Source organism: Streptomyces sp., from assembly GCF_035563135.1.
In the GTDB taxonomy this organism is placed as follows: Bacteria; Actinomycetota; Actinomycetes; order Streptomycetales; family Streptomycetaceae; genus Streptomyces.
The window spans coordinates 1-13,120 of the sequence record NZ_DATMVN010000587.1; the positions used below are offsets into that span (position 1 = coordinate 1).

Consider the following 13,120-nt stretch of genomic DNA (forward strand, 5'->3'; position numbering starts at 1 on the left):
GGCTGCAACGACACCGGCGCCCAGAAATGGGTGCCCCAGACCGACGGCACCCTGAAGAACCCGCAATCCGGCAAGTGCCTCGACGCCTCCGGCGTCTCCTCCACCGACGGCACCAGACTCCACCTGTGGACCTGCCTCGCCGCCACCAACCAGAAGTGGAACCTGCCCGGCTGAGCACCTCCCGACTCCGTCGTCACCGCGGGAGGCGGTGGCGTCGGAACCGGCCGCGGAACCGGGCCGGTGACGGTGGCGGGGTGCGACGCCGAAGCGCCCTGCCACCGTTCCTCCCCACCTGACCAGCGCTCAGATCACCACCGCGTTCTCAGCTTTCGAAGCCGCAGAACGCCCATGCGATGCGGGGGCCGGTCGCCCCGCCACCACGCCCAAAGCTGTGAGACCGCGCAGAGCCCGGCGAATTCTGTACCGCAGAAGCCTCATTTTCCCGCCCCTCACTCGCACACGTCGGAGAACAGGCGCTCGTCTACCCGCGACGGAGCGGAACATGCCGATGCCCGGCCCGGTGAACGGCCGCCCCGGCGCAGGCCGTGGAACACGACCGAGGCCATGGCCCCGGCAGTCGCTGGCGGCAGCGTCACAGCACGGGTGGTGTAGGGGTGAGGTCCTGGGGTAAGCGGGTCGGCGAATGACTCGTGAGCAAGGGTGAGAAGGAGACTCAAGGTGCTGATGGCCCACCCCGCGGTGCTGCGGAACCTGGTCGAGCAGTACGACACGCTGCGCATACTGCGCGCGGAGGACGGCGACGCGGAGGTGCAGCAGCGGATGGACGACATCGCCTACACACTCTGTGTGGCCACAGGCACCAGGGACGTCGACTCCGCTCTCGTTGCCGCACGTCATCGGCTGCCAGGAGCGCGCCCGGAGGACGACTCCCTCCTCACCGCCTGAAAGGAAACCGAGCGCCGGGCCGGCAGGGACAGGGGCGGGTCCGCTCATGGGGGTCACCGTCAGCGTACGGAGACCTGGGCGTCCAGCTCGTGCGAGGCACCCTGCTCGTCAGCCACGGAGCACACCGACCGGCACGGACCGCGCATGTGCGGCCTTGTTGTCGTCCTCCCGCCACAGCGGTCACCCGAAGAGCGGGAACCGGCCGGCGTCGGCGCCGAGCCGGTGTTTCTCCGCGGCGGTCAGCCGCAACCGGCCGGTGGCGGCCAGCGCGTAGTGCTCATCGCTCCAGTCCACGGGTACCGGACGACCGAGCAGGCCGTCGATGGTGCCCCGTACACACGCCAGTCCGGCGGCGCCCGGCCGGGGCGCGCCTGCCGGAAGGTGGGCGACGAGGTCGAGGTGATGGATCGTGGCCTCGACGGACAGGGTCGCCATCAGAGCAGCGGCGGTGAGCACATGCCCCTGCGTCCTGACGAACTGCTGGGGATCACTGCGCTCAGCCGCGGTGACGACTGCTGCTGCGGTGGCCAGGTGCAGCTCCCGCAACTGCTCGAACTCCAGGAACATGCTGGCGGCCACCCGGGCGTGCCGCTGCTCGTCCGCCGCACCTGCCGTGCCCGGCTGCCAGTTCGCCCAGTAGGTGACGGCATCACGGTCTGCAGGCCCATCAGCGGGTGTATGCAGTGCCACCAGCCCTCTTTGCGCGTCGCCCACGCAGTGGAAGAGGAGATCACGCACGGCCCACCCCGCGCACCCGCTCGGCAGCCAGGACTCCTCCTCACCGAGTGAGCTCACCACGCCCGCGAAGGCCTCGTACGCGTCCTTCAGAGCATGGAGCTCCTCATGCTCCGTCCTCCCTGCCTGCATGCCCGCACCTTCCCCCTACCTGGTCGGCCCGCGAGGGCGCCCCGAGGCCCAGCGGTTCACCACTGATCGTGGGCGGCTCTGCTTTGCCTGGCCCTCGCCCGGCCGATCCGGCCGCCCGTCGAGGGTGTCACGTTCACGGCCGCTCAGTCGAGACAGAACTCGTTGCCCTCGACATCCTGCATCCGGTCCACCGCAGAGGCCGGTCCGGGGGACGAGCGGGCCCTGGAAAGAGAGACCTGACAGGCGCGGAACCTGTCCGAGTCCCGCCGCCCGCGGGATGAGCGATCCGGGTCGGGCCCTCACCACCGTCGGTTCACAGTTGCCTTGCTGCCGGTCACCAGGCTCGCCGGCGGAACGTCGTCGGTCACGACCGCCCCGGCGGCGACCACGGCATCACGCCCGATGCTCACACCAGGAAGGATCGTGGCACCGGCGCCGATCCACACGTTCTCCGCCACATCGATGGGCGCGCCGCTCAGCCACCCCCGTCGTTCCACAGGATCGACCGGGTGGCCGACGGTGATGAACGTGGCCTTCGGGCCGACCATCACACGCTCGCCGAGCCGGATGCCGGCGTAGTCCAGGAACGTGCAGTTCTGGTTGATGAACACGCGCTCCGCGAGGTCCAGGTTGAGCCCGTGGTCGGTGTAGAAGGGGGGATAGATCGTGACTTTCGCCGGCAGCGGGCTGCCGAGGATCTGTTCGAACAGTTCCGCCTTGCGCGCTTCGTCCTCGAAGGGCAGGACGTTCAGGCGCGTGGTGAGTTCGGTGACCCGCAGGACCCTCTCCGCCATGGCCTGGAACTCGGTGCTACGGATACGCATGAGGCGGTCGCCGGACATGTCACATCCCTTTCTGGTGTACCGGTGGCTGGAAAGAGGCACCAGGCGCTGGTGGAGGCAACTGCCGGCAGCGGAGAGCCGGGTCACCTGTGCCAGGACCTGGTCCCGGGGCCGTTCGCGGTGTCGCTGCCGCCGCCCCGCGGCGTCGTTGCCCAGGACGGGAGCCAGACCGTTCCAGGGAGTCTTGGCAGACTCCCGAGGTGGGTGATGATTCCACGGAGCCCTGGATGCGGATTCGTTGCGGGAAGAACGAGGGAGAGCGGGTACGCGAGGACCGGGTCCACGACAGGGATACGGCGCAGGTCGTGGTCCGTCGGCCAGTTGTACCGGTCGCGCGCCCCCACGAGGGTGGCCACGTCCACGGAACCCGCGAGGGTGTCGAGAAGTACTTCGTCCCCGAAGTGCGGTCCCGCCGCGTCGATCCGCAGGTCGAAGTCGGTGGCGAGCTGATCGTAGAACTCCGCCCGTTCGCTCCGGGGCGCGATACCCGGCACCCATATCCGGTGCTTCCGCAACTGCGGTGGCGTCAGACTCCGCGCGGAGGCGAGCGGATGTCCCGGGCCGACGAGAAGCTCCAGCGGGGAATCGAAGGCGTGCATCATGTGCACGCCGGGGGGCAGTGCGGCCGGGTCGGTGACGGTACGGAACGACGCGTCGATATCGCCTGCTTCGATGGCCGCGACGGCCGTGCGCGGGTCGTCGACCCGGAGGGTCACCACATCGAGGTCGGTCTCGGGATGTGATCGCCAGTGGTCGTGCAGAACAACGGCCTGCGCGCTCCGCAGGCCGAGGACATCGATCCGCAGCGCCCGGGAACCCGGCCTCACCGCGGTGACGGCGCGCTCGACGTCGGCGACGATGCCCCGCGCGTGGGGGAGAAATGCCTGACCGTCGAGCGTCAGCTCGACTCCTCGGGCGGTACGCGTGAACAGACGGACTTCCAGCTCGCGCTCCAGGGCGGCGATCCGCTTGGAAACCGCCTGTTGGGTCACGCCCAGCTCATCGGCCGCGTGTCGCAGCTGTCCGAGCTGGGCCGCCCGGACGAATGATCGCAGTGCCTCGGTGTCCACCGGTTCACCTTAGGTGTGCACAACCGATCGTTGTGGCTCGTCGAGGATCGGTTGTTCGTTTCGGCTCCGGAGTGGCCGGTCCCGGCTCTCGGCGGCTCCGGGGCGACGCGGCAAGGGCGCGCCGGCCGGCTGCGCAGCGCCCGGCCGGCGCGCCAGCTGAAGCAGGCGGCATCCGTCCTCAGCGGCGGCTGTCACCCGCGAAACGTCTCCAGCAGCCGCAGCCACACCTCGCTGATCGTCGGGTAGGCGGGGACCGCGTGCCACAGGCGTCCGATCGGGACTTCGCCGGTCACGGCGATCGTCGCCGAGTGCAGCAGTTCGCCGATGCCCGGTCCGACGAAGGTGACGCCGAGCAGGATCTCGCGGTCCAGGTCGACGACCATCCTGGCCCGGCCCTTGTACTCCTGTGCGTACAGGCCGGAGCCGGCGACCGAGGCCAGGTCGTGGTCGACGGCGCGGACCCGGTGGCCCGCCGCTTCCGCCTCGGCGAGCGTGAGGCCGACCGAGGCGGCCTCCGGGTCCGTGAACACGACCTGGGGGACGGCGGCGTGATCGGCGGTGGCCGCGTGCGCGCCCCAGCGGCCCGTCTCCAGCGCAGGGGTTCCCTGCGCGCGGGCCGCGATCGCGGCTCCCGCGATGCGGGCCTGGTACTTGCCCTGGTGGGTCAGCAGGGCACGGTGGTTCACATCGCCGACCGCGTACAGCCAGTCGCTGTCCTCCACCAGGCAGCTGTCGTCGACGGTGAGCCAGGAGCCGGGTTCGAGGCCCACCGTGTCGAGACCGAGGTCATCGGTGCGGGGGGCACGGCCGGTGGCGAAGAGGATCTCGTCGGTCTCCAGCCGTTCCCCGTTGTCCAGTTCGACGGTGACCGGACCGTCGTGGCCCGCCCTGCGCACGTCCTTGGCCGACACTCCCGTCAGGATCCGCACACCGGCGCCGGTCAGTGACTCCGCGACCAGCTCGCCCGCGAAGGGCTCCATCCTGGGGAGCAGCCGCTTGCCCCGGATCAGCATCGTCACCTCGGCGCCCAGCCCCTGCCAGGCGGTGGCCATCTCCACGCCGACCACTCCCCCGCCCACGACGACGAGCCGGCCCGGCACCTCCTTGGCGCTGGTCGCCTCGCGGCTGGTCCACGGCCGGACATCCGCGATGCCGGGCAGTGCGGGGACGACGGCCCGGCTCCCGGTGCAGACGGCGACGGCGTGCCGCGCGGTGAGGTGCTGCTCCGATCCGTCGGCGGCTGTGACGGACACCTGCCGGACCCCGGTCAGCCGGCCCGTGCCGCGGTAGATGTCCGCGCCGACGGACTCCAGCCAGGCCACCTGGCCGTCGTCCTTCCAGTGGGAGGTCTCCTCGTCGCGGTGGGCCAGGACGGCGTCAGCGTCGAGCGGCCCCTGCACCGCCCCGCTCAGGCCGGGGACACGGCGCGCGTCGGCACGGGCGACGACCGGACGCAGCAGCGCCTTGCTGGGCATGCACGCCCAGTACGAGCACTCGCCGCCGATGAGCTCGGACTCGATCACCGCGGTACTCAGTCCGGCTGCCCTGGCGCGGTCCGCCACGTTCTCGCCCACAGGGCCGGCCCCGATGACGACCACGTCGTATTCCCTGCTCTGCACACCAGCGACATCATTCATGGGAACAGTGTCCTCGCGGGTGTGCGCCACGGCCACATGGGCAGGCGGAATACCGCAAGTGACGTCACCGTTGTGCCGGACAGGTCCGAGCGGTCCCAGGAAGAGGTACAGAGTATGAGCACCGTAGAGCTCACCAAGGAAAACTTCGATCAGGTCGTGAACGACAACGAATTCCTGCTGATCGACTTCTGGGCTTCCTGGTGCGGTCCGTGCCGGCAGTTCGCCCCTGTCTACGACTCGGCGTCCGAGCGCCACCCCGACCTGGTCTTCGCCAAGGTCGACACGGAGGCGCAGCAGGAGCTGGCAGCTGCCTTCGAGATCCGGTCCATTCCCACGCTGATGATCGTCCGCGACAACGTGGCGGTCTTCTCGCAGCCCGGGGCGCTCCCCGAGTCCGCGCTGGAGGATGTCATCGGTCAGGCGCGCAACCTGGACATGGACGAGGTGCGCAAGTCCGTCGAGGAGCAGAAGCAGGCACAACAGGAGCAGCAGTAGTCCCTGCGGACGTGCGGCAGACGTGCAGACGTGATGACGGCCCGGCCCCTCTCGGCCGGGCCTTCGTCATGGGACGGCGCGGGTTCAGCCGTTCCGGGCTGTTCCGGGGCGGGGAGGCAGCCCTGCTCGTCGTCCTACTCGGCGGGGGGCTGCGGCGTTCCGCCGCCGCTGTGTCCCTCCGCTCCGCCCGTCCCCGCTTCCTCCGTCCCGCCGATGCGCTCGGCGATCCTGGCAGTGAGGCCGTAGTCCAGCTCCGAACCGTCCACCAGCAGGGCCTCCACGGTGTGCGAGGCCGGGTCGATGTCCGCTTCCATGCCGTCCCCGGTGTAGCGCGGGTAGCCCGAGGCCCCGGTGTCCCCGGTGGCTGCCACGACCGCGGAGCGGATGGCCGTGCCGGGTGCGGGCGCCCCCGCGGCGGGCTCCTCCGGTTCCGGGAACAGCAGGATCTCGTAGCTCTGCGGATGGCTCATGCCGACGACGCTAGACATGCGCGGCCTGCCGCGCATGTCGCAGCGCACCGGTCAGCCGGATCTGCGGGCCCGGTCTGCTCGCTGCCTCGGCACCGGGCCGGTGAACGCGTCCACGCCGTACGGCCGCATCGGCGCCGGCCGGTACGGAGGCGCGGGCGGTCTGCCCGGGTGACCGGCTCATGGCGTCCGGCGGTCTTCCGGGCCTCTTCACCCGGGCGGCGGGCCGGGACGCGATCATGAGGTTGAGTCTGGGCCCGTTTCGCCGCCCCGCCCCACGGACCGGGCCGTACAGGTCCTACGGTGTTGCGATGACGTTCCAGCACACCAACCACAGCAGCGACAGCACGACCGACTTCCCCGGCCGCAGCGGCCCGGCCGCCACCGCGGAGGCCGAACCCCGCGATGTGGGGCCCGTCCGGACCTCGTACGCCCCCGACCGCGACGGCGACCCGGACCCCGGTGAGATCGTCTGGACCTGGGTTCCGTTCGAGGAGAGGGACGGGCGTGGCAAGGACCGGCCGGTTCTCGTCGTGGCCCGGGAGGAGGAGGGCACCCTTCTCGCCGTACAGCTGTCCAGCAAGCAGCACGCGGGGGACCATGAGTGGATCGCGCTCGGCGCGGGTCCGTGGGACAGTTCGGGACGGCCGTCCTGGGTGGATCTGGACCGGGTGCTGCGGGTGCACGAGGACGGGATGCGGCGCGAGGCCTGTGCGCTGGACCGGGGCAGGTACGACCTGGTCGTGGGGCGGCTGCGGGAACGCTACGGCTGGAGCTGACCGCCGAACGCCCGGATGAAGGCCGCCCGGACGGCGGAATCGGGATCACGGTCCGGGACTCCGAACACGATCTGCTCGAAGTGGCCCGCGAACCGGCCGCTGCCGGTGAGCAGGACACGGAAGGCGTCGGCCACCTCGGCCGGGTCGTTCATGAAGACGCCGCAGCCCCATGCGCCCAGTACCAGCCGCCGGTAGCCGCGGACGGCGGCGACCTCGAGCACCCGCTCGGCGCGGCTCGCCAGGGCGGCGGGTATGCGAGGGGCCAGGCCGGGGTCCCGGCGGCGGACGACTCCGGCGTTGGGCGCGGGTGAGGTGAGGAATCCGGCGGTGTACGGGGACTCCAGCAGCCTCCCCCGGTCGTCGCGGAAGACCGGCACGCCGGGTGAGTGGATGACCCGGTCGGTGTAGAGGGCACTGCGCTCGGTGCGGTGATGTGCGTAGAACTCCGGGGCCCGCAGCAGTGTGGCGTGGAGCGCGGAACCGCGGCACAGGGACTCCTCCTGGGCCTGTGCGCCGTTCAGATAGCCGCCGCCGGGGTTGCGGGCGGAGGCGTAGTTCAGCACGGCGACCTTGGCCGCCGCCTCGCCCGTCATCCGCCGCGCCGCCTGCAGGCTCGTCTCGTCCGTCACCTCGACGACCGGGCTGCGGTCGGTGTCCAGGACGGCTACGGGTACGGGCTCGGGGCCGTAGAGCCGGGTGCCGGAGAGGGCGGCGGCCAGGGCACGCTCGATCGTCACCTCGCGTCCCTCGGGTGTGCGGTAGCGCCCGGCCAGCACGATGGTCTCGGTCTCCCGCGCGATGCCGCGCAGTCGTGCGCTCATGGGCGCGTCCCCGTGTGGTGCATACGGGGCATGCTGGGTGCCTCGGCGGCATGGGCGCAACCGGTTTTCCGCCGCCCGGGGGCACCCTTGTGCGAACTCCCGGTAAGGGTTTGGGTGGGAAGGAAGCACTCGAAGAGGAGGCCCAGCATGCCCCCGGACACTCTTGGCCGGCACGGCCCGCCCTCCGACCCCGCGCCCCTCGGTGAGGAGGAGGCGGAGGATCTGCTGCGCGGCATATGTTTCAAGACGGGTCCGCCCCGTACGGTCGGTGTGGAGCTGGAATGGCTCATCCACGACCGTGAACATCCCGAAGCCGACGTCTCCCACGACCGTCTGCGCGCCTCGGCGGACGCCGTGCGCGCGACCCCGCTGGACGCCGCCCTGACCTTCGAACCGGGCGGTCAGCTGGAGCTGAGCTCCCGGCCCGCGGACTCCCTGATGGCATGCATCGCCGCCACGGCCGCCGATCTGGCCTCCGTACGCGACACCCTCGGCCGGGCCGGGCTCGCCCTGGCCGGGATCGGCGTGGACCCGTGGCACCCGCCCCGTCGTCTGCTCCGGGAACCGCGTTACGACGCCATGGAAACCGCGCTCGACCGCTCGGGTCCCGGTGGCCGCGCCATGATGTGCACCTCCGCCTCCGTCCAGGTCTGTCTGGACGCCGGGGAGGAGGAGCCGGGCCCGCTCGGCTACGGACGGCGCTGGCAGCTCGGACATCTGCTGGGCGCGGTACTGGTGGCCGCGTTCGCCAATTCTCCGTTCCAGCGGGGGCGGCGCACGGGCTGGCGTTCGACCCGGCAGGCGCTGTGGGCCGATCTCGACCCGCACAGGACGCTCGCGCCGCGGGGTCTCCTCTCGCCCCGGGAGTCCTGGGCCTCCCATGTGCTCGCCACACCCGTGATGTGCGTCCGGACCGGCGACGGCCCCTGGGGCGTGCCGGACGGTCTGACGTTCCGGGACTGGATCCGCGGCGGTGGGCCGAGGCCGCCGGTACGGGCCGATCTCGACTATCACCTCACCACGCTCTTCCCCCCGGTGCGCCCGCGCGGGCACCTGGAACTGCGCATGATCGACGCCCAGAGCGGCACCGACGGCTGGCTGGTGCCGCTGGCCGTCACCACCGCTCTGTTCGACGATCCGGAGGCGGCGGAAACCGTGTACCGCACCGTGAAGCCCCTGGGCGAGATCGCGGGGCCGTCTGCGGCGCCCCGCAATCCGCTCTGGACGGCCGCGGCCCGCGACGGGCTGAGCGATCCGGAGCTCGCGGCGGCAGCGGCCGTCTGCTTCCGGGCCGCGTTGGAGGCGCTGCCCAGGCTCGGGGCGAGCGACCACGTCCTCGGTACGGTCGCCGCCTTCCACGAGCGCTATGTGGCCCGGGGCCGGTGCCCGGCCGACGATCTTCCCGACCCGGCACGGGGACCGTACGGAAAGGGCTTGGTCCGATGACTGGCACTCCTGCTCCGCGCACCGGCCAGGAACCGGACGCAAAGACGCTGCGCGAGCGCGCCCTGGCCGCGCTCCTCGGCGCCCGCGAGCGCACCGCCCTGCTCACCGACAGCGTCGACGACCACGAGCTCACCGCGCAGCACTCCCCCTTGATGTCGCCGCTGGTCTGGGACCTGGCGCACATCGGCAACCAGGAGGAGCTGTGGCTGCTGCGGGCCGTGGGAGGCCGCGAGGCGATGCGCCCCGAGATCGACGGACTGTACGACGCCTTCGAGCACTCCCGGGCCAGCCGGCCCTCACTTCCCCTGCTGGCGCCCGCGGAAGCACGGGCGTACGCCGCCGAGGTACGCGGCCGGGCCCTGGACATCCTCGGGGGCGCGCCGCTGCACGGCGGGGGCCGTCCGCTGGAACAGGCGGGATTCGTCTTCGGCATGGTCGCCCAGCATGAACAACAGCACGACGAAACGATGCTGATCACCCATCAGCTCCGCTCGGGTCCGGCGGTGCTCACGGCTCCGGAGCCTCCGGAGCCGGCCGGCGCCGCCGGGCTGCCCTCCGAGGTCCTGGTCCCGGGAGGCTCCTTCACCATGGGGACCTCCACCGAACCCTGGGCTCTGGACAACGAGCGCCCCGCGCACCGGCGCGAAGTGGCGGCGTTCCACATCGACACCGCCCCGGTCACGTGCGGTGCCTACCAGCGGTTCATCGAGGACGGCGGTTACACCGACGAGCGCTGGTGGGAGCCCGAGGGCTGGGCGATGGTCCGCGAACACGGCCTGACCGCACCCCTGTTCTGGCACCGGGACGCCGGGCAGTGGCTGCGGCGGCGCTTCGGGGTGACCGAACCCGTGCAGGCGGACGAGCCCGTCCTCCACGTCAGCTGGTACGAGGCGGACGCATACGCCCGCTGGGCGGGCCGGCGCCTGCCGACCGAGCCGGAATGGGAGAAGGCCGCCCGCCACGATCCCGTCTCCGGGCGTTCGCTGCGCTACCCCTGGGGCGACGACGATCCGACCCCCGAGCGGGCCAATCTGGGACAGCGGCATCTGCGGCCCGCAGCGGCCGGTGCGTACCCGGCCGGCCGCTCACCGGCGGGCGCGGGACAGCTGATCGGCGATGTGTGGGAGTGGACGTCGAGCGATTTCCTGCCCTACCCGGGCTTCGTCGCGTTCCCGTACCGCGAGTACTCGGAAGTGTTCTTCGGGCCCGGTCACAAGGTGCTGCGCGGCGGTTCGTTCGCCGTGGACCAGGTCGCCTGCCGCGGCACGTTCCGCAACTGGGACCTCCCCGTACGCCGTCAGATATTCTCCGGTTTCCGTACGGCGAGGGATGCCTGATGTGCCGTCACATCGCCTATGCAGGGCCCCCGGTGGCGCTCGGCGAGATACTCGTCTCCCCCGCTCACGGGCTCGTGCGCCAGTCCTGGGAACCCCGGCGCCAGCGGTACGGCACCGTCAACGCCGACGGGTTCGGGGTCGGCTGGTACGCGGACGGGGATCCCGTGCCGGGCCGCTACCGCGGCGCCGGTCCCGTCTGGGGCGACGAGACCTTCGCCGATCTGGCCCGGGTGGTGCGCAGCACGGCGCTGCTCGCCGCGGTCCGTGACGCGACGTTCGCCGGGGCGGACGGGGAGGCGGCCGCCGCCCCCTTCGCCGAGGGGCGTCTGCTGTTCAGTCACAACGGTGCGGTGCGGGGCTGGCCCGGTTCCCTGGCGCCGCTGGCCGGCGCCCTGCCGCCCGAGCGGCTGCTCACCCTGGCGGCGCGGAGCGATTCGGCGCTGATATGGGCGCTGGTGCTGCACAGGACGGCGCAGGGTCAGGAGATGGCGCAGGCGGTCGCGGACACGGTGGTCGAAGTAGGCGCCGCCGCTCCCGGTTCACGCCTCAACCTGCTGCTCACCGACGGTTCCACCATCGTGGCGACCGCATGGGGCGACTCCCTCTGGTTCCTCCGCTCCCCGGGCCGCCGCACGGTGGTGGCCTCGGAGCCGTACGACGACGATCCGTCCTGGCGCGAGGTCCCGGACCGCACCCTGCTGGCCGCGACGCGTACCGATGTCCTGCTGACCCCGCTCGAGGAGCCCACCCCGTGAGTCCCTTCCTGCTGACCCGCACCCTGCCTGCGGACGCGACGGACGCGGCGCTGCGCGCCGACGTGCTGAGCGGTCTGACGCGGCACCCGAAGACGCTGCCGCCCAAGTGGTTCTACGACGCGCGCGGCAGTGACCTCTTCGAGGAGATCACCCGGCTGGCCGAGTACTACCCGACGCGTGCCGAACGGGAGATCCTGATCACCCGTGCCGATGACATCGCCGCGGCGTCCGGGGCACGGACCCTGATCGAGCTGGGATCGGGCTCCTCGGAGAAGACGAGGCACCTGCTGGACGCGATGCCGGCACTGCACACGTATGTGCCGGTCGATGTCAGCGAGAGTGCCCTCACCGGCGCGGCACAGGTGCTGCTGGCCGGACGGCCGGGGCTCTCCGTGCACGCGCTCGTGGCCGACTTCACGCATGCCCTGGAACTGCCCGAGAGCCCCGGTCCGCGGCTCGTGGCGTTCCTCGGCGGCACCCTGGGCAACCTGCTTCCGCAGGAGCGTGCGGAGTTCCTGCGGGCCGTGCGGGCGCGGCTGGCGCCCGGGGACGGGCTGCTGCTCGGGACGGACCTGGTCAAGGACGAGGCCACCCTCGTCGCGGCGTACGACGACGCCGCCGGGGTGACGGCCGCCTTCAACAAGAACGTACTGACGGTGGTCAACCGTGAACTGGGGGCGGACTTCCCGGCCGGTGACTTCAGCCATGTGGCCCTCTGGGACCCGGACCACGAGTGGATCGAGATGCGGTTGCGTGCCCGGCGGGCACTGACGGTCAAGATCCGGGAGCTGGATCTCGTGGTGCATTTCGAACAGGGTGAGGAACTGCGTACGGAGATCTCGGCGAAGTTCCGTGAGGAGAGGGTCCGGGACGAGCTGGCCGCGGCGGGGCTGCGGCTGGATCAGTGGTGGACGGACGCGGCGGGCAGATTCGCGCTGTCGCTGGCGACGGCGGCCTGAGCCGCGCGTGCCAGTGCCCGCCGGTCCGGCCCGGAGCCCGCGGGGACGGGTGGGAGGATCCGGATCTCGGCGGTGAGCCCGGCGGCGGTCACCACGCGCCACAGCGAGGCGGCGAGCGGATCGTCCCCGACGAACGCGGCGGCCCCCGCCGTGCCCGTCCTCGTCGTCCGGTAGCTGATGCGGACCGGGCGGACGGGGGCGCCGGCGTCGATCGCGGCCTGGAAGGCGGCGGGCCGGAACCGTCCGCCGCCGCCCCGTCCGCACCAGGTGCTGCCCTGCGGGAACACCGCCACCCGTGATCCGGAGGCCAGAGCCCCGGTGAGGGCCCGCACCGCGTGCGGCAGGGTGCGCAGCCGGTCCCGCTCGATGAACAGCGTGCCGCCGAGCGCGGCGAGCGTTCCGAGCAGCGGCCAGTGGCGTATCTCGCTCTTGGCGACCATCCGGGCGGGAAGCACGGCGGCGACGAGTGGGATGTCCAGCCACGAGACGTGGTTGGCGACCACGAGTTCACCGGCCGGCGGCCGGGCCCGGCCGGCCGGGACCCCGGTGATCCGTATGCGCACGCCGAAGGCCCGTACCACCGCGTACGCCCATCGCCGGATCAGCCGGTCACGGTGCGAGGGCCGCAGGAGCAGCACCATGGGGACGCACAGCACCCCGAGGGAGGTGAGGGCGCAGCCGGCGAGCAGCAGGGCCGCGGCGGGTAGCGCCGCGCGTGCGGCGCCCTCGTGGTGCGCGC

At 71.8% G+C, this 13,120-nt stretch carries 16 protein-coding genes; 9 read left to right on the forward strand and 7 right to left on the reverse strand.

Annotated features, from left to right (window positions below; all coding sequences use genetic code 11):
• Together VN520_RS26235 and VN520_RS26240 are read left to right on the forward strand one after the other, a co-directional pair.
• Positions 1 to 174 (forward strand): ricin-type beta-trefoil lectin domain protein (locus tag VN520_RS26235; protein WP_325749430.1); only part of this gene is annotated, 174 nt, incomplete at its 5' end.
• A gap of 504 nt (positions 175 to 678) precedes the next feature.
• A complete protein-coding gene (locus tag VN520_RS26240; protein WP_325749415.1) occupies positions 679 to 906 on the forward strand; it encodes a DUF5133 domain-containing protein in 228 nt (75 codons plus the stop codon).
• A 180-nt stretch (positions 907 to 1,086) separates the two neighbouring features.
• Here the strand turns inward: VN520_RS26240 and VN520_RS26245 are convergent, their stop codons facing one another.
• The 4 genes from VN520_RS26245 to VN520_RS26260 all read right to left on the reverse strand — a co-directional run bounded on the left by VN520_RS26245 (position 1,087) and on the right by VN520_RS26260 (position 5,322).
• A complete protein-coding gene (locus tag VN520_RS26245) occupies positions 1,087 to 1,773 on the reverse strand; it encodes a maleylpyruvate isomerase N-terminal domain-containing protein (RefSeq protein WP_325749416.1) in 687 nt (228 codons plus the stop codon).
• Positions 1,774 to 2,072: 299 nt separating this feature from the next.
• The gene (locus VN520_RS26250; RefSeq protein WP_325749417.1) at positions 2,073 to 2,615 is read right to left on the reverse strand and encodes a DapH/DapD/GlmU-related protein; all 543 of its coding nucleotides are present in this window, start codon (positions 2,613 to 2,615) and stop codon (positions 2,073 to 2,075) included.
• A gap of 83 nt (positions 2,616 to 2,698) precedes the next feature.
• On the reverse strand, positions 2,699 to 3,685 hold the full coding sequence (locus VN520_RS26255; RefSeq protein WP_325749418.1) for a LysR family transcriptional regulator: 987 nt from the start codon (positions 3,683 to 3,685) through the stop codon (positions 2,699 to 2,701).
• Between the two features lie 191 nt (positions 3,686 to 3,876).
• A complete protein-coding gene (locus VN520_RS26260; RefSeq protein WP_325749419.1) occupies positions 3,877 to 5,322 on the reverse strand; it encodes an NAD(P)/FAD-dependent oxidoreductase in 1,446 nt (481 codons plus the stop codon).
• A gap of 114 nt (positions 5,323 to 5,436) precedes the next feature.
• Here VN520_RS26260 and trxA point away from each other — a divergent pair, with 114 nt between their 5' ends.
• Entirely contained in the window at positions 5,437 to 5,817 is a 381-nt protein-coding gene (gene trxA / locus VN520_RS26265; protein ID WP_325749420.1) for a thioredoxin, read from the forward strand.
• A gap of 134 nt (positions 5,818 to 5,951) precedes the next feature.
• Here trxA and VN520_RS26270 read toward each other — a convergent pair whose 3' ends face one another.
• Positions 5,952 to 6,287 carry a hypothetical protein gene (locus VN520_RS26270; RefSeq protein WP_325749421.1) on the reverse strand — a complete coding sequence of 112 codons (336 nt, stop codon included), beginning with the start codon at positions 6,285 to 6,287 and terminating at the stop codon, positions 5,952 to 5,954.
• Between VN520_RS26270 and VN520_RS26275 the strand changes: the two genes are divergently transcribed.
• A complete protein-coding gene (locus VN520_RS26275) occupies positions 6,286 to 6,459 on the forward strand; it encodes a hypothetical protein (protein ID WP_325749422.1) in 174 nt (57 codons plus the stop codon). The genes VN520_RS26270 and VN520_RS26275 overlap by 2 nt on opposite strands.
• 136 nt (positions 6,460 to 6,595) lie before the next feature.
• Positions 6,596 to 7,063, forward strand: a complete 468-nt coding sequence (locus tag VN520_RS26280) for a type II toxin-antitoxin system PemK/MazF family toxin (RefSeq protein ID WP_325749423.1) — start codon at positions 6,596 to 6,598, stop codon at positions 7,061 to 7,063.
• Here VN520_RS26280 and VN520_RS26285 read toward each other — a convergent pair.
• Positions 7,048 to 7,884, reverse strand: coding sequence for a TIGR02452 family protein (locus VN520_RS26285; protein ID WP_325749424.1), 837 nt, complete (start codon positions 7,882 to 7,884; stop codon positions 7,048 to 7,050). The genes VN520_RS26280 and VN520_RS26285 overlap by 16 nt on opposite strands.
• 147 nt (positions 7,885 to 8,031) lie before the next feature.
• Between VN520_RS26285 and egtA the strand changes: the two genes are divergently transcribed.
• Genes egtA through egtD form a run of 4 tightly spaced genes read left to right on the forward strand, consistent with a single transcriptional unit; the run spans position 8,032 to position 12,381 of the window.
• The gene (gene egtA / locus VN520_RS26290) at positions 8,032 to 9,330 is read left to right on the forward strand and encodes an ergothioneine biosynthesis glutamate--cysteine ligase EgtA (protein WP_325749425.1); all 1,299 of its coding nucleotides are present in this window, start codon (positions 8,032 to 8,034) and stop codon (positions 9,328 to 9,330) included.
• On the forward strand, positions 9,327 to 10,667 hold the full coding sequence (gene egtB / locus VN520_RS26295) for an ergothioneine biosynthesis protein EgtB (RefSeq protein ID WP_325749426.1): 1,341 nt from the start codon (positions 9,327 to 9,329) through the stop codon (positions 10,665 to 10,667). The genes egtA and egtB overlap by 4 nt, the downstream gene beginning before the upstream one ends.
• Positions 10,667 to 11,422 (forward strand): ergothioneine biosynthesis protein EgtC, encoded by a 756-nt coding sequence (gene egtC, locus VN520_RS26300; protein ID WP_325749427.1) that lies wholly within the window; start codon positions 10,667 to 10,669, stop codon positions 11,420 to 11,422. Before egtB ends, egtC begins: the two co-directional genes overlap by 1 nt.
• Positions 11,419 to 12,381 (forward strand): L-histidine N(alpha)-methyltransferase, encoded by a 963-nt coding sequence (gene egtD / locus VN520_RS26305; protein ID WP_325749428.1) that lies wholly within the window; start codon positions 11,419 to 11,421, stop codon positions 12,379 to 12,381. Before egtC ends, egtD begins: the two co-directional genes overlap by 4 nt.
• Here egtD and VN520_RS26310 read toward each other — a convergent pair.
• Positions 12,324 to 13,120 (reverse strand): lysophospholipid acyltransferase family protein (locus VN520_RS26310; protein WP_325749429.1); only part of this gene is annotated, 797 nt, incomplete at its 5' end. The two genes, egtD and VN520_RS26310, sit on opposite strands and share 58 nt — an antisense overlap.